This window comes from Streptomyces sp. ASQP_92, assembly GCF_025399895.1.
Lineage (GTDB): Bacteria > Actinomycetota > Actinomycetes > Streptomycetales > Streptomycetaceae > Streptomyces.
In genome coordinates this window covers 1-14,499 of record NZ_JAODUA010000019.1, presented here as the reverse complement: position 1 = coordinate 14,499, position 14,499 = coordinate 1, and the positions used below count along the sequence as shown (strand labels likewise).

Genomic DNA, 14,499 nt, shown 5'->3' with positions numbered 1-14,499 from the left:
ACCCCGAGGAGTTCTGGACGCCGCGGCCCGGGTGTCCCAACGGGCCGCGGGGAGCGATCAGTTGACCCGCTCGCCCGGGGTGGGCTCCCCGGAACAGCCCTCGGGGCCGGGCTCCCCGGGGCCCTCGGCCGAAGACCCGGGCAGCCCGGCCCCGGCGGTGGGCGCGGCCGCGTGCGCGGCCCCGGCGACGGGGGCGTCCGCGACGGGCCGCCGCCGGGGACGGGAACGCGAGACCGCCACACCCGCGAGGCAGATCGCGCCGCCCACCAGCGTGAGCGCGGCCGGCACCTCGTCGAGCACCGCCCAGGACATCAGCACCACCAGCGCGGGCACCACATAGGTCGTCGCGCCCATCCGGCTGGCCGAGGTGCGCGCCAGCGCGTACGCCCAGGTGGTGAAGGCGAGCGCGGTCGGGAAGACGCCGAGGTAGACCATGTTGAGGGTCGCCGAGGCCGGCGCGTGCGAGGCGTCCGAGACCAGCTGCCCACTGAACGGCAGGCAGGTCACGGCCCCCACCAGGCAGGCGAAGAAGGTCACTTGGAGCGGGCTCGCGTGCCGCAGCGCGGGCTTTTGCAGCACGACTCCGGCCGCGTAGGTGGCCGCCGCGACCAGGCACAGCACCACCCCGAGCACCGAGGCGTGCCCCTCGCCGGACATGGAGAGCCCCACGGCGATCGCGCCCGCGAAGGAGACGGCCATGCCGGCGATCAACCGGGGCGGCAGCGCCTCGCCGAGGAAGCGCGAGGCGAGCAGCGCCATGAGGATGGGCCCGATGTTCACGATCATCGCGGCGGTACCGGCGTCGACCTGCTGCTCGCCCCAGTTCAGGGCGACCGTGTAGCAGGCGAACCACAGCACGCCGGACGCCACGATGCCCGGCCAGGCCCCGCGCGGCGGCAGCCCTTCGCGGCGTATCAGGAGCAGGAGACCGAGCACGAGCGTCCCGGCGAGCAGACGTCCGAGGGCCAGGGCGCCGGGGGAGTAGGCCGCGCCCGCGCTGCGGATCGACACGAAGGCCGAGGCCCACAGCACGACGGAGACCGCCACCGCGGCCAGGGCGAGCCGAGCGGAGCGGCGCTCGGGCGAGAAGTTCGTCAGGGTCATGCGAGGACAGTAAGCGCAGGAGGGTCGGGATCCGGCCGAATTTCCGGGCGGACCCGGCCGCTCCAACGGCCGGGCGCGGTGGGGCGCTTGGGTGTGGCTATCCGGCGAGCGCCTCGTACTGGAGGGAGAGCCCGTCGAGCAGCGCCCGCAGGCCCGTCTCGAAGGCGCCCTCGTCGATCTCCTGCTGGCGTTCGGCCAGCAGGTGCGCCTGGCCGAGATGCGGATAGTCCGCCGGGTCGTAGGCCGTCTCGTCGTCGACGAAGCCGCGGGCGAAGGAGCCGAGCGCCGAGCCCATCACGAAGTACCGCATCAGCGCGCCGATCCGGGTCGCCTGGGCGGGGGGCCAGCCCGCCGCGACCATCGAGCCGAACACCGCGTCCGCGAGCCGCAGGCCGGCCGGGCGCCGGCCCGGGCCCTGGGCCATGACCGGAACGATGTGGGGGTGGCGGGTCAGGACGGCGCGGTAGGCGAGCGCCCAGTCGTGCAGGGCCGTACGCCAGTCCCGGTCGTCGTCGGCCTCGAACATCGACAGGTCGACCTGGGCCGAGGTGGCGTCCGCGACCGCTTCGAGGATCTCGTCCTTGGTGCGGAAGTGGTTGTAGAGCGAGGGCCCGCTGACCCCCAGTTCGGCGGCGAGGCGCCGGGTCGACACGGCGGCCAGGCCCTCCGCGTCCACCAGCGCGCTCGCCGCCGCGACGATGCGGTCGGTGCTCAGGAGGGGCTTGCGCGGTCGGGCCATGCGGCACATAGTAGGGCCTGCCAACCAAAAACTAGCAGTGGTAATTTAATCTGGGGTGCAGCGAAGATGAACCTGGAGCTGAGCGAGGAACAGACGGCGGTCCGGCGGCTGGCCGAGGAGTTCGTCGCGCGCGAGATCACCCCGCACGTCGTCGAGTGGGACCGCTCCGAGAACGTCGACAAGTCGATCGTGAAGAAGCTGGGCGCGCTCGGCTTCCTCGGGCTCACCATCGACGAGGAGTACGGCGGCTCGGGCGGCGACCACCTCGCGTACTGCCTGGTCACCGAGGAACTCGGCCGGGGCGACTCCTCGGTGCGCGGCATCGTCTCCGTCTCGCTCGGCCTGGTGACCAAGACGATCGCGTCCTGGGGCGACGAGGAGCAGAAGCGGACCTGGCTGCCCCGGCTGACCTCGGGCGACGCCATCGGCTGCTTCGGCCTCACCGAGCCGGGCACCGGTTCGGACGCCGGCAACCTCACCACGAAGGCGGTCCGGGACGGCGACGCGTATGTGATCAACGGCGCCAAGATGTTCATCACCAACGGCACCTGGGCCGATGTGGTGCTGCTCTTCGCCCGCACCAACGACACCCCGGGCCACCGCGGCGTGTCCGCCTTCCTGGTCCCCACCGACACCCCCGGCCTCACCCGCCGCACCATCCACGGCAAGCTCGGGCTGCGCGGGCAGGCGACCGCCGAGCTCGTCCTCGACGACGTACGGGTCCCGGCGGGCGCGCTGCTCGGCCCGGAGGGCAAGGGCTTCTCCATCGCGATGTCGGCGCTCGCCAAGGGGCGGATGTCGGTCGCGGCCGGCTGTGTCGGCATCGCGCAGGCCGCCCTGGACGCGGCCGTCGGATACGCGCGCGAGCGCGAGCAGTTCGGCAAGCCCATCGCCCACTACCAGCTCGTCCAGGAGCTGATCAGCGACATCTCGGTGGACGTGGACGCCGCCCGGCTCCTCACCTGGCGGGTCGCCGACCTCATCGACCGGGGCGAGGAGTTCGCGACCGCCGCCTCCAAGGCCAAGCTGTTCGCCTCCGAGGCCGCGGTGCGCGCGGCCAACAACGCCCTCCAGGTCTTCGGCGGCTACGGCTACATCGACGAGTACCCGGTCGGCAAGCTGCTGCGGGACGCCCGGGTGATGACCCTGTACGAGGGCACGAGCCAGATCCAGAAACTCATCATCGGCCGTGCGGAGACCGGGATTTCGGCCTTCTGATGGGCCCCGGCGTCTGAGTACGTTCTGAGTACGGGAGCGGATGTGGCGCGTGCCACATCCGCTCCATGCTGTCCGTCATGAGTGAGACATCGGTCAAGCAGCAGAACACCGCGGCGTACTACGGACAGGCCGTCGCCGCCTTCTCGATCGCGCTCGTCGCCACCGCGATCGGCATCCTCCGCCTCCAGGCGGACGCCTGGGTCCGCGCCTTCCTGGCCATGGCGGTCCTCTACCTCGTCACCTCCGCCTTCACGCTCGCCAAGGTGATCAGGGACCGGCAGGAGGCCGGCCAGATCGTCAGCCGGGTCGACCAGGCCCGCCTGGAGAAGCTCCTGGCCGAACACGACCCGTTCCAGAAGCTCTAAGCGCTTGCTCACCCTCGGGGTATGGTGTTCGTCCTGCTGAACGAAGCGCGGACGGACGAGAGGGGCGAGCGATGGGTACGGCTGACGTGACCGAGGAGACGGCCGGCGGCGAGGAGAAGCCGTGGGGCGAGGTCACGCCCGAGGCGGCCAGGAGGCTGCTCGTCGCCGCCGTCGAGGCCTTCGCCGAACGCGGTTACCACGCCACCACCACCCGCGACATCGCGGGCCGGGCCGGGATGAGCCCGGCCGCGCTCTACATCCACTACAAGACCAAGGAAGAGCTGCTCCACCGGATCAGCCGGATCGGCCACGACAAGGCCCTGGAGATCCTGCGGTCGGCGGCCGAGGGCGAGGGCAGCGCCGCCGACCGGCTGTCCGCCGCCGTGCGCTCCTTCGTCCGCTGGCACGCCGGGCACCACATGACGGCCCGCGTGGTCCAGTACGAACTCGACGCGCTCGGCGCCGAGCACCGCGGCGAGATCGTGGAACTGCGGCGCCAGAGCGACGCCGCGGTGCGCCGCATCCTGGGCGACGGCGTGGCCGCGGGCGAGTTCGACGTCCCGGACGTGCCGGGCACCACCCTCGCCGTGCTCTCGCTCTGTATCGACGTGGCCCGCTGGTTCAACACCGAGGGGCGCCGGACGCCCGACGAGGTCGGCGCGCTCTACGCCGACCTCGTGCTGCGCATGGTGGGCGCCCAGAAGTAGGGCGGCCGGGGCCGGACGCGTCGGGCGCCCCGTCGCGTGGCCGGTCCGTCGGGTGTGCGCCCCGGAAGGGGCGGGTGTATGCCCCGGAAGGGTTCGCGGGGTTCGCGGCCGCTCAGAAGAAGTAGCGCGAGACCGACTCGGCCACGCACACCGGCTTGTCGCCACCCTCGCGCTCGACGGTGACCTTCGCGGTGACCTGGACGCCACCGCCCGCCTCCACGACCTCCGTCAGCTCCGCGGTGGCACGCAGCCGTGAGCCGACCGGCACGGGGGAGGGGAAACGCACCTTGTTGGTGCCGTAGTTGATGCCCATCTTCATGCCCTCGACGCGCAGGACCTGGGGCACCAGCGTCGGCAGCAGCGACAGGGTGAGATAGCCGTGCGCGATCGTCGTCCCGAACGGTCCGGTCGCGGCCCGCGCGGGGTCGACATGGATCCACTGGTGGTCGCCGGTGGCGTCGGCGAACAGATCGATCCGCTTCTGGTCGATCTCCAGCCAGTCGCTGTGCCCGAGCTGTTCGCCCACCCCGGCCTTCAGCTCCTCGGCGGACGTGAAGATCCTCGGCTCTGCCATGTCCCTGTTCCCTGCCTCTCGCGACGTTCGCACCGTCATGGAAAAGCGCATGCGCACGCACCTGTACAAGCGCTTGCTCAGCTCAGCATGGGTGGGTCCGCTGGTCCTGTCAACGGCGTACCGGGCGGCCCCGCGGGCGGAGGCGGCCAGTAGGGTTCGAGGGGTGCCGCAGATTCCAGAGAAGATCCACGAGCTCACGGTCGGCCAGCTGTCCGCGCGCAGTGGCGCAGCCGTGTCCGCCCTGCACTTCTACGAGACCAAGGGCCTGATCGCCAGCCGCCGGACCTCCGGCAACCAGCGCCGCTACGGCCGGGACACCCTGCGCCGCGTCGCCTTCATCCGGGCCGCGCAGCGCGTCGGCATTCCGCTGGCCACGATCCGGGACGCCCTGGCCGAGCTGCCCGAGGAGCGGACCCCGACCAAGGAGGACTGGGCACGCCTGTCCGAGAACTGGCGTGCCGAACTCGACCGGCGCATCAGCCAGTTGGGCCGGTTGCGCGACCACCTCTCGGACTGCATCGGCTGCGGCTGCCTGTCCCTGGACACCTGTGTGCTGTCCAACCCGGACGACGTCTTCGGCACCAGCAGCGCCGGCTCCCGCCTCCTCGCCGAGCGAAACGCCTGACGTCCCGGACGCCTAGGGGCAGGCCAGTGCCGCCCTCACCAACTGGGCGTTGGATGCTGCCCGTTGACCGTCCCGCAGGACCAATACGTCCTCCAGGCCTATTCGGGTGTCGAGCCCGAGCCCGAGCGCCAGGCGCAGCACCGGCCAGGCGCTCTCGTCCTCGCCGTGCAGCAGCAGGGGCCTGCCGTGCGCGTCGCCCAGCTCGGCAAGGAGGGCGCGGGCCGTCGGCTCGGCGGCTCCCGGCGGGGACTCGGTCACCTCGGCCAGAACCCGCAGCACCCTCGGCGCGAGCGGGGAGGCGAGAAAGCGCCGGGCCCCGCCGGTGCCGGACCAGATGCCGGCCTCGATGCCCACGCCCCGGTCGAGCAGAGCGGCCGCGACCGCCTCGGCGCCCTCCTCGTGCCAGTTGACGGAGGCGTAGTCGGGCAGCACCGTCCAGGACCGGACGTGCTCCACGCGGCGCGCCGGATCCGGCTCGGCCCAGGCGCCGGTGGTGACGCCGACCGGCACGCTCACCACGGCCCGTATGGCCTCAAGTGCCGCTCCCACCACGCGGGGTGAGAGCGAGTCGTCGCCGCAGGGAGTCTTGGGGTGGACATGGATCTCGGTGGCCCCGGCGGCCACCGCCTCGGCCGCGGACCGCGCGAGGTCGGCCGGGGACAGCGGCACCATCGCGCCGTCGGCCGCGCCGCGGGCGCCGTTCAGACAGACCTGCATCATGTCGTCGAGGGTGCCAGAGCCCACTGACAGGGGAGCGGGAAGCGGTCATCGGGAATCATCGTCGCGACCCCTCGGGGACGGAGGAAGCCGAGGGATCGGGTGGCACCGCGGGGGAGAGTCGGCTCGCCCCCGCGCCGCTCACGCCACCGATGCCAGTTCTCCGTGCCGTGCCGCCTTGGCCCGGGACACCGCCTCGGAGGTGAGCACCGGCCGCGGCACCAGGATCCCGCAGCCCGAGCAGACCGGCCCGAACCACGGCTCGTGGGACAGGTCCTGGTTCCACACCAGACGGCTCTCCCCGCACACCGGGCACAGCGTGCCGGGTTCCGCGCGCAGGGCCGCGATCATGCGGCCGAGCACCACGGCCAGCGGTTCGACGGGATGCGTCCGGGGGTCGTCGCACCACGCCACTCCGAAGCCGCCCCAGGTGCGCCGGTGCCAGTCGTCGAAGGAGCCCGGTCGTCGCAGTCCGGCGTGTTTCTCGCGCTTCCTGCGCGCCGCGAACTCCACTTCGTAGGCGAGCCAGACGGCCCTGGCCGCCTCCAGCTCCTCCAGCGCGGCCACCAGCCGCGCCGGATCGGGGGCCCGGTCCTCGGGCCCGATGCGGTGCCTGCCGCACAGATGGTCCCAGGTCGCCCGGTGCCCGTAGGGGGCGAACCGCTCCAGACATTTGCGCAGCGAATAGCGCCGCAACGCGAGATCGTTCCTCGGGTCGCGCACCTGTCTCGCCAGACTGCGGAATCCAGCCATGGCCCTGCCACCTCCGTCGCTCGTACTTCGGCGTCGAGGAATGGACGTACCGGATGACGATCCGGCTCCATCGAATTTCCGATGAGGTCCATTACGGGGGATTCGCCTACCCTGTCCCAACCGTTGGAATCCGATTCTCACGAACTCCTCAGAAGGTGGCCCATACCCGACGGTCACCCCGCCGACCTGCTGGAACGGCCGAAGTGCCAGGTCGCGGGCGGCTCGACAGGGTCCGCAACACGCCACGGGATCCTCACCCTTCGGCGCCTCGGGAATCCCTTCAACAGGTCCGGCAACCATGGTCACTTGCGCCCCGACGGCACGACCGGTCTTCCTCGGCCCCTCCCGACACCGCGCGGCGCGAAGGCGGTACGCGTGCCGATGGAGACCGAAAGGGCACAGCGTGCGGTGGTACGCGGGGAGAACGCGGAGCCGGTCGGGCGGGCATGTGGGGATTCGGAGAAGGTGACGCATGTTCACCTTACGGCGCGGCGTACCCCCCAGTAGCCTCCGGCGCATCGGCCCCCACTAGGAGCGCGCATGCGACGACGCACCGCACGGCTCACAACAGCCGGAACCACCAGCAGACTTCGACGGGTCAGGGGCATCGGACGCGGCAGAGCCGCCGCCTGTGCCGCCACCGTCATCGCCCTCTCCGCCGCCCTGCTCGGACCCGCGGTCCCGGCGGGCGCCGCCGAGCCCGCCGACGGGGATCACTGTCAGGGGCAGTGCTCCGACATCCTGCCCCCGGGCGCCAACGGCAACGCCACCCTCGCCGAGATCCTCGGCAACAAGCTGTTCGGGACCCACCCCGCCCACAGCGACGACGAACTCGGCAAGTACGACGCCCTGGTGGCGGGCCAGTCCTCGCTCACCGACGACAAGCTCAACGCCTTCTTCAACGACGCCTCCTTCGGGGTGCCCAGCGGGCAGGCGCAGTCGACCAGTTCACCCCGCCCGGACGTCACCATCACCCGGGACAAGGCGACGGGCGTGCCGCACATCAAGGGCACCACGCGCTATGGCACCGAGTACGGCGCCGGATACGCGGCGGGCCAGGACCGGCTGTGGCTCATGGACCTCTTCCGCCACATCGGACGCGGCGAGCTCACCTCCTTCGCCGGCGGAGCCCTCGCCAACCAGGGGCTCGAGCAGGAGTTCTGGCCCCAGGCCCCGTACACCGAGGCCGATCTCCAGGCGCAGGTCGACCGCATCCGCACCGGCAACGGCGCCCGGGGCGAACAGGCCATGGCCGACGCCCAGGCCTATGTGGACGGCATCAACGCCTATGCCAAGCAGTCCAAGGACGGCCGCTACTTCCCCGGCGAGTACGTCCTCACCGGCAAGATCGACTCCATAACGAACGTCGGGGAGATCCAGCCCTTCAAGCTGACCGACCTGATCGCGCTCGCCTCCGTCGTGGGCGGTCTGTTCGGCGGCGGTGGAGGCGGCGAGGTGCAGGCCGCGCTCTCGCTCCAGGCCGCGCAGGCCAAGTACGGCGTCGCCGAAGGCACCAAGGTCTGGGAGTCCTTCCGCGAACGGAACGACCCCGAGGCCGTGCTCACCGTCCACGACGGCACCAGCTTCCCGTACGCGGGCAGGCCCGCCAACGCCCGGGGCGCGGCCCTGCCCGACCCCGGCTCCGTCGTCCCCGAACAGCTCGTCTACGACCGCACCGGCTCCGCCAACACCCGGGCCAAGGCGGACGTCAAAGCGCCGCCGAAGCTCGCGCCGCTGAAGGGCATGTACGACAACGGCGTGCTGCCCGGCATCGACCTCGGCAAGCCGCGCGGCATGTCCAACGCCCTCGTGGTGTCCGGCTCGCACACCGCGAGCGGCAACCCCGTGGCGGTGTTCGGTCCCCAGACCGGCTACTTCGCGCCCCAGTTGCTGATGCTCCAGGAGATCCAGGGGCCCGGCATCAGCGCCCGGGGCGCCTCCTTCGCGGGCGTCGGCATGTACGTCCAGCTCGGACGCGGCCAGGACTACGCCTGGTCGGCCACCTCCGCGGGCCAGGACATCACCGACACCTACGCGGTGGAGCTGTGCCAGGACGCCACCCACTACGTCTACCGCGGTGTCTGCACGCCCATGGAGAAGCTGGAGAAGGCCAACTCCTGGAAGCCGACCGTCGCCGACACCACCGCGGCCGGCTCCTACCGGATGCAGGTCTGGCGCACGAACTACGGCATCGTCACGGCCCGCGCGACCGTGGGTGGCAAGCCTGTCGCGTACACCTCGCTGCGCTCCACCTACCGCCACGACGCGGACTCGATCATCGGCTTCCAGATGATGAACGACCCCACCTTCGTCAAGGACGCCCGGTCCTTCCAGGAGGCGGCCCGCTCCGTCGACTACACCTTCAACTGGTTCTACGCGGACTCCCGCACCGCCGCCTACTACAACAGCGGCCTGAACCCGGTACGCAACCCCGACGTCGACCCGTCGCTGCCCGTCAAGGCGGAGCAGACCTACGAATGGCAGGGCTTCGACCCCGCGTACAACACGGCGGCCTACACCCCGCCCGCCCAGCACCCCCAGTCGATCGGCCAGGACTACTACGTGTCCTGGAACAACAAGCAGGCCAAGGACTACTCCACGGCCGGCTTCGGGGACGGCTCCGTGCACCGGGCCAACCTCCTCGACGACCGGGTGAAGGCCCTCGTCGCCCAGGGAGGCGTCACCCGCTCCTCGCTGACCCGGGCCATGGCCCAGGCCGCCGTCACCGATCTGCGCGGTGAGGACGTGCTGCCCGAACTCCTCAAGGTGCTGCACAGCGCACCCGTGACCGACCCCCAACTGGCCACCGCCGTCCAGCAGTTGGACGCCTGGAAGGCCGACGGCACCCAGCGCCGTGAGACCTCCCAGGGCTCCCGCACCTACACCCACCCCGACGCCGTCCGCCTGATGGACGCCTGGTGGCCGCTGCTCGTCGAGGCCGAGTTCCGGCCCGGACTCGGCGACCCGCTCTACACCGCCCTGACCGCCAATCTGGGCATCGACGAAGCACCCTCGGCGGGTCACGGCCCGACCGGCTCGCACGCGGGCTCCGCCTTCCAGTACGGCTGGTGGAGCTATGTCGACAAGGATCTGCGCACGGTCCTGGGTGAGCCCGTACAGGGCCCGCTGGGCCGCGCGTTCTGCGGCGACGGCAAGCCGGCCGCCTGCCGCGACCTCCTGCTCGGCGCACTCAAGCAGGCCGCCGCCAAGACCCCGGCCCAGGTCTATCCCGGGGACGCCGGCTGCTCGGCGGGCGACCAGTGGTGCGCCGACAGCATCGTCCAGCGCCCGCTGGGCGGCATCACCCAGTCGGTGATCAACTGGCAGAACCGGCCCACCTATCAGCAGGTCGTCGAGTTCCCCAGCCACCGCTAGGAACAGCGACCGAGGAGCATCGGCTCCGGACCATCGGTTCCGGACCATCGGCCGCGGGTCAGATCCTGAGGATCCGGCCCGCGGTCAGCACCAGACGGGCGAGCTCCGGGTGGCAGATGTCGCTGTGCGCGCCGGACGGCGGGCCGCCCGACTTCACCACCGAGGCCGCGTCGACGCTGACGCAGCCCGAATCCGGCACCCCGTCGCGCAGCGCCTCGGTCAGCGTCAGCGTGGTGCACGGCACGACCGCCTGAATGCCGTCGTGACCGATCGCCCACCACCGCCGGTCCAGGCCGGGCAGCTCACTCGCGTAGTCGCCGGACAGTGCGGAGGCCAGCGGGTAGATGACGCCCAGCGCGGTGTCGAAGCGCGAGTAGCAGGACACGACCGGGCCGTCGGCTCGGTCCTGTGCGTCGCTCAGCGCGCCCGCCCCCGGCAGGCCGTCCGGCAGCCGCTCGGCGAAGGCGTAGTGGGAGAAGGCTCCTTCCAGCAGGGTCACCGACTTCACATTGCGCGCCCCGCGGGGCAGCCCCTTGAGGGCGAACGCCACCAGCCGGGCACCCTGGCTGTGCCCGACGAGGTGGAGGCGCAAGTCCGGCCGCGACAGGGCCAGTTGACCGATGAGCGGGCCGAGCCCGAGTTGGCCCACCGTGCCCGCGCGGTGCTTCATCTCGTAGTACGTCAGCTGACGCAACACCTCCTTCGCGCCGTTCCACAGGTGCTTGAGGGAGCCGCCGATCGAGAACGAGGCCCCGGGCGGCCCCGCCTCCACGACCGCCCCCGTGTCGGCGAGCGCCGCGGTGAACCTCTGACACAGCGTCAGGATGTCGTCGGTGAGGATCGCGGCCGAGGCGCCCGGACCGCTCTCCACCGCGAGGTCGCCCGCCGCCCCGGGTCTGCCCGCGCCCTCCGTCACCAGTCGCCGGCTCAGCCGCCCGAACTCCCCGAAGGCTTCCGGGGAATCGGGTCGCTGGGCCAGCAGGGCGGCGATCGCGTCCACGGCCGCGTCCTGCCCCGGGAAGAACCCCTTGAGCGCGGACACGGTCGTCTCGTCGAGCCCCGGCCCGGGGGCGGCCTGCGTGGCGTGGGGAAAGTTCGGGATGGTCTCGTCCGTGAAGCGGATCGAGGGCCAGGTGACACCGCCGTACCCGAGCCGCACCCCGGACGCGCCCGTGAGCAGGGCGGGGAACGGCGCGAAGAAGGCCCGGTACAGTCCCCTGGCCGTGGCGGGGGTGTTGTTCCAGCCGTGCGCGAACAGCACCAGATCGGTGGCGTCCACGCCGGTCAGGGCCGTGCGCTCGGCGGGATCGGCGTCGCCGTCCGCGTCAAAGGTGATCTCCCGGTACGGCTCGACTCCGATGTCCGCCATGACCCGACCTCCGGTCCGCTCGACGATGAGCGAGCCCATCGTCCCGCCGGACCGGGGAGCTGGCCATACGCGGGACCGAGACGGTCAGAGCCGGTCGGCCGCCCGCACCCGGTGCAGATGGATCAGGATGTCGAACGAGGCGCCCAGGCTGGTCTGTTCGACATCGGCCGGCCAGGCGTTGCCTATGGAACGGGTCGGCCGCGTCACGCCCAGCCAGGCGCGGGCGGGCCGTGAGGCCGAGCGCAGATCCAGGTAGTAGTCGCGCGGCGACACCCGCTCCAGGACCTCCTCGTTGCTGCCCGCGCCGAGCGGCGGCACCGAGAAGGTGCGGATCGGCTCGGCCGGGTCGTTGAGGTCGAAGGCGTTGAAGGACCCCTGCCCGAAGGTGAAGCCGATGTTGACATACCGGCTGCCGATGGCCTCCCGGAGGAAGGCGCCCTGCATCTTCGGATATTCGCCGTTGCCGGTGGGCTCGTAGCCGACATGTCCGTTGTGCGCGGAGAGCAGCATGCGGTGCCCGGTGTGCCGCTGCCACCACAGCGTGTTCTCCGCCATGACCCGGTCCCGGTAGCCCCGGGACGCGCGCAACTGCTCCGGGTCGTCGAAGTCGTAGCCGAACTGCCGGCCCGTCTGCGCGATGGTGCGGGCGTGCTGCACCACCCAGTCGAACTCCTCCGCGTCCGCGCCCCGGGACTGCGCCGACAGCAGGGCGTAGGCACGGGCGGTGTCGGCGGCCATCTGCCGGCGCTCGGCCATGGGGCGCCGGAGGTAGGACATCATCGTGTCTCCGACGCCCGCGGTGGGCCGCGACTGCCGGTAGAGCCGGTCGATCTCGGGCAGCAGCTTCGGGTAGTGCCGGGCCGTGTACGCCGTCACCCGGTCGAACAGGACCGGACCCGCATAGCCCATGTCGTCCCCCATGAACTGGACCTGGGTGTGGTGGCGCAGGTTGTAGCCGCGCATCCAGCGGATCAGGTCCAGATACTCCTGGGTGTCCCACACGGTGTACGAGCCCTGGAACTCCTCGCGCACGATCCGCTCCGGGTCGCCCCTGCCGTACCGCACATAGTCATTGACGCGCAGGCCCGAACTCCAGCTCACCTCAAGGGCGAAGGTGGTGAAACCCCGCTGCTCGACGAGGTACTGGAAGACGCGCTGTTTCGTCGCGAAGAACTCGTGCGAGTTGTGCGTGGCCTCGCCCAGGCCCACGATGTCGGCCGCTGCGGTCATACGGCCCAGCGGACGCGGATCGGTCAACGGCACGGCCTGGCGCGCCAGTTCCCGTACCGGATCGGAGGGCCCCGCGGGACCGGGGGGACGGGGAGCCGCTCGGGCCGCCGGCGCGGCGGTCAATAAGCCGAGGCACAGGGTGAGCAGGAGCAGCAGCACCTGCCTCGACCGGTGGGGACTGTCCGTGAAGAGGTTCATGGATCAAGGGTGTCGGTCGACGGGCCCCTTTCCCAGCGTGGCACCCCCACCAACCGTGCGGGGGTTAACCCCAGTTCAGGGGGTTCGGCCTGCACGTACATCCCTGCCAGGTGCTCAGTCGTACAGCAGGTGTTCCGCACGCGAACCGCGGAACGCCCTGAGCCCCGGCTGCCAGGCGGCGACGATGTCGTCCGTGCTCGCGCCCGCGTCGATCATCGTGCGGACCAGCGCCGAGCCCGTGAGCTTGTCGACCCAGAGATCCGGACGCCACGCGAAGTCGGGCCACACCCGCTTGGCGGTCACCAGGGCCGCGATGCCGGTGCGCACCGGATCGAACAACTCCCGCTGGTGGACGTGGAGTTGGACCCCTCCCACGGTCTTCCCCGCGAACTTGGAGAAGGTCGGCGCGAAGTACGCCTCGCGGAACCGGACGCCGGGCAGGGCGAGCGCGTCGAGCGCGGCCGCCCAGCGGCCGTCGATGCCCTCGGCGCCGAGCAGCTCGAACGGCCGCGTCGTGCCCCGCCCCTCCGACAGGTTGGTGCCCTCGAACAGGCAGGTGCCGGAGTAGACGAGGGCGGTGTCCGGGGTCGGCATGTTGGGGCTCGGCGGCACCCACGGCAGCCCGGTGCGGTCGAAGAAGTCCGAGCGACGCCACCCGGACATGGCCACGGTCGTCAACCGCACCTTGCCGCCCAGGAACTGGGCGTCGAAGAGCCGGGCGAGCTCCGCGGCCGTCATCCCGTGCGCCTGGGCGATGGGCTCGCGTCCCACGAAGGTGGCGAAGGCGGGGTCCAGGACCGGGCCGTACGCGGCCCGACCCGTCACCGGGTTCGGCCGGTCCAGGACCACGAACCGTTTGCCCGCGAGGACCGCGGCCTCCATGCAGTCGTACAGCGTCCAAATGTAGGTGTAGAAGCGGGCGCCGACGTCCTGGATGTCGAAGACGACGGTGTCCACGCCGGACGCGCCGAAGATGTCCGCCAGGGCCCGGCCGCTCCTGGTGTACGTGTCGTACACGGGCAGCCCGGTCGCCGGATCGTCGTAGCGGCCCTCGGAGCCGCCGGCCTGGGCGGTGCCGCGGAAGCCGTGTTCGGGGCCGAAGACGGCGACGAGGTTCACGCGGGGGTCGGCGTGCATGACGTCCACGATGTGCCGTACGTCGCGGGTCACGCCGGTGGGGTTGGTGACGAGGCCCACCTTCTGGCCTGTGAGGGGGGCGTAGGCGGAGGCGACCAGGTGGTCGAAGCCGGTGCGGGTGGGGGTGTGCGCGGGGGTGGCCGCCCCCGCGGGTGCCCCCGCTGGTGCCTTGGCTGGTGCTTCCGCTGGTGCCTCCGCGCCGAGGGTGCCCGCGGTGGCTCCGGCGGTGAGGGCTCCTCGGAGGAGGGTGCGTCTGGGGAGGGTCATGCCGGGGGGGGGCCTCCTCGGTGGGGCGGGACGCGGCGGGGTGGAGCAGGGTAGTGGGTTCGGGGGGTGGGGGGAACAGTGCCGCGCGGCCGGGGTCGGCCGAAGCGCCCCTGGGGCTTTG

At 71.7% G+C, this 14,499-nt stretch carries 13 protein-coding genes; 5 read left to right on the top strand and 8 right to left on the bottom strand.

Annotation, left to right across the window (positions count from 1 at the left end; all coding sequences use genetic code 11):
- Positions 1–57 precede the first annotated feature (57 nt).
- A complete protein-coding gene (locus N4G70_RS30155) occupies positions 58–1,104 on the bottom strand; it encodes a DMT family transporter (protein ID WP_261715929.1) in 1,047 nt (348 codons plus the stop codon).
- 97 nt (positions 1,105–1,201) lie between these two features.
- The gene (locus N4G70_RS30150) at positions 1,202–1,843 is read right to left on the bottom strand and encodes a TetR/AcrR family transcriptional regulator (RefSeq protein WP_261715928.1); all 642 of its coding nucleotides are present in this window, start codon (positions 1,841–1,843) and stop codon (positions 1,202–1,204) included.
- Positions 1,844–1,909: 66 nt separating this feature from the next.
- Here N4G70_RS30150 and N4G70_RS30145 point away from each other — a divergent pair, with 66 nt between their 5' ends.
- From N4G70_RS30145 to N4G70_RS30135, 3 genes are all read left to right on the top strand, one after another.
- Positions 1,910–3,061: an acyl-CoA dehydrogenase family protein gene (locus N4G70_RS30145; RefSeq protein ID WP_261715927.1), complete on the top strand. Its 1,152-nt coding sequence runs from the start codon at positions 1,910–1,912 to the stop codon at positions 3,059–3,061.
- A 77-nt stretch (positions 3,062–3,138) separates the two neighbouring features.
- Entirely contained in the window at positions 3,139–3,426 is a 288-nt protein-coding gene (locus N4G70_RS30140; RefSeq protein ID WP_261715926.1) for a YiaA/YiaB family inner membrane protein, read from the top strand.
- 71 nt (positions 3,427–3,497) lie between these two features.
- On the top strand, positions 3,498–4,133 hold the full coding sequence (locus tag N4G70_RS30135) for a TetR/AcrR family transcriptional regulator (RefSeq protein ID WP_261715925.1): 636 nt from the start codon (positions 3,498–3,500) through the stop codon (positions 4,131–4,133).
- A 112-nt stretch (positions 4,134–4,245) separates the two neighbouring features.
- On the opposite strand, the gene N4G70_RS30130 is transcribed toward N4G70_RS30135, so the two are convergent.
- The gene (locus tag N4G70_RS30130; RefSeq protein ID WP_120724838.1) at positions 4,246–4,707 is read right to left on the bottom strand and encodes a MaoC family dehydratase; all 462 of its coding nucleotides are present in this window, start codon (positions 4,705–4,707) and stop codon (positions 4,246–4,248) included.
- Positions 4,708–4,870: 163 nt separating this feature from the next.
- On the opposite strand from N4G70_RS30130, the gene soxR reads away from it, so the two are divergent.
- The gene (gene soxR, locus N4G70_RS30125) at positions 4,871–5,332 is read left to right on the top strand and encodes a redox-sensitive transcriptional activator SoxR (RefSeq protein ID WP_261715924.1); all 462 of its coding nucleotides are present in this window, start codon (positions 4,871–4,873) and stop codon (positions 5,330–5,332) included.
- 12 nt (positions 5,333–5,344) lie between these two features.
- Here soxR and N4G70_RS30120 read toward each other — a convergent pair whose 3' ends face one another.
- Positions 5,345–6,052 carry a 3-keto-5-aminohexanoate cleavage protein gene (locus tag N4G70_RS30120; RefSeq protein ID WP_261715923.1) on the bottom strand — a complete coding sequence of 236 codons (708 nt, stop codon included), beginning with the start codon at positions 6,050–6,052 and terminating at the stop codon, positions 5,345–5,347.
- A gap of 138 nt (positions 6,053–6,190) precedes the next feature.
- On the bottom strand, positions 6,191–6,802 hold the full coding sequence (locus N4G70_RS30115) for a hypothetical protein (RefSeq protein ID WP_261715922.1): 612 nt from the start codon (positions 6,800–6,802) through the stop codon (positions 6,191–6,193).
- Between the two features lie 540 nt (positions 6,803–7,342).
- Between N4G70_RS30115 and N4G70_RS30110 the strand changes: the two genes are divergently transcribed.
- On the top strand, positions 7,343–10,177 hold the full coding sequence (locus N4G70_RS30110; RefSeq protein ID WP_261715921.1) for a penicillin acylase family protein: 2,835 nt from the start codon (positions 7,343–7,345) through the stop codon (positions 10,175–10,177).
- 58 nt (positions 10,178–10,235) lie between these two features.
- Here N4G70_RS30110 and N4G70_RS30105 read toward each other — a convergent pair whose 3' ends face one another.
- From N4G70_RS30105 to N4G70_RS30095, 3 genes are all read right to left on the bottom strand, one after another.
- Complete coding sequence (locus N4G70_RS30105) at positions 10,236–11,546, bottom strand: serine-threonine protein kinase (RefSeq protein WP_261715920.1); 1,311 nt, start codon at positions 11,544–11,546, stop codon at positions 10,236–10,238.
- 84 nt (positions 11,547–11,630) lie between these two features.
- Positions 11,631–12,974, bottom strand: coding sequence for an erythromycin esterase family protein (locus tag N4G70_RS30100; RefSeq protein WP_261715919.1), 1,344 nt, complete (start codon positions 12,972–12,974; stop codon positions 11,631–11,633).
- Positions 12,975–13,088: 114 nt separating this feature from the next.
- Positions 13,089–14,378 (bottom strand): DUF1343 domain-containing protein, encoded by a 1,290-nt coding sequence (locus tag N4G70_RS30095; RefSeq protein WP_261715918.1) that lies wholly within the window; start codon positions 14,376–14,378, stop codon positions 13,089–13,091.
- Positions 14,379–14,499: the final 121 nt, after the last annotated feature.

What these genes read in the sequence shown, in the direction of transcription:
- N4G70_RS30135 (WP_261715925.1), top strand. Translation starts at nt 3,498, where the DNA reads ATGGGTACGGCTGACGTGACCGAGGAGACGGCCGGCGGCGAGGAGAAG.
- N4G70_RS30130 (WP_120724838.1), bottom strand. Translation starts at nt 4,707, where the DNA reads ATGGCAGAGCCGAGGATCTTCACGTCCGCCGAGGAGCTGAAGGCCGGG.
- N4G70_RS30155 (WP_261715929.1), bottom strand. Translation starts at nt 1,104, where the DNA reads ATGACCCTGACGAACTTCTCGCCCGAGCGCCGCTCCGCTCGGCTCGCC.
- N4G70_RS30095 (WP_261715918.1), bottom strand. Translation starts at nt 14,378, where the DNA reads ATGACCCTCCCCAGACGCACCCTCCTCCGAGGAGCCCTCACCGCCGGA.
- N4G70_RS30110 (WP_261715921.1), top strand. Translation starts at nt 7,343, where the DNA reads ATGCGACGACGCACCGCACGGCTCACAACAGCCGGAACCACCAGCAGA.
- N4G70_RS30105 (WP_261715920.1), bottom strand. Translation starts at nt 11,546, where the DNA reads ATGGCGGACATCGGAGTCGAGCCGTACCGGGAGATCACCTTTGACGCG.
- N4G70_RS30115 (WP_261715922.1), bottom strand. Translation starts at nt 6,802, where the DNA reads ATGGCTGGATTCCGCAGTCTGGCGAGACAGGTGCGCGACCCGAGGAAC.
- N4G70_RS30100 (WP_261715919.1), bottom strand. Translation starts at nt 12,974, where the DNA reads ATGAACCTCTTCACGGACAGTCCCCACCGGTCGAGGCAGGTGCTGCTG.
- N4G70_RS30145 (WP_261715927.1), top strand. Translation starts at nt 1,910, where the DNA reads ATGAACCTGGAGCTGAGCGAGGAACAGACGGCGGTCCGGCGGCTGGCC.
- N4G70_RS30150 (WP_261715928.1), bottom strand. Translation starts at nt 1,843, where the DNA reads ATGGCCCGACCGCGCAAGCCCCTCCTGAGCACCGACCGCATCGTCGCG.
- N4G70_RS30120 (WP_261715923.1), bottom strand. Translation starts at nt 6,052, where the DNA reads ATGATGCAGGTCTGTCTGAACGGCGCCCGCGGCGCGGCCGACGGCGCG.
- N4G70_RS30140 (WP_261715926.1), top strand. Translation starts at nt 3,139, where the DNA reads ATGAGTGAGACATCGGTCAAGCAGCAGAACACCGCGGCGTACTACGGA.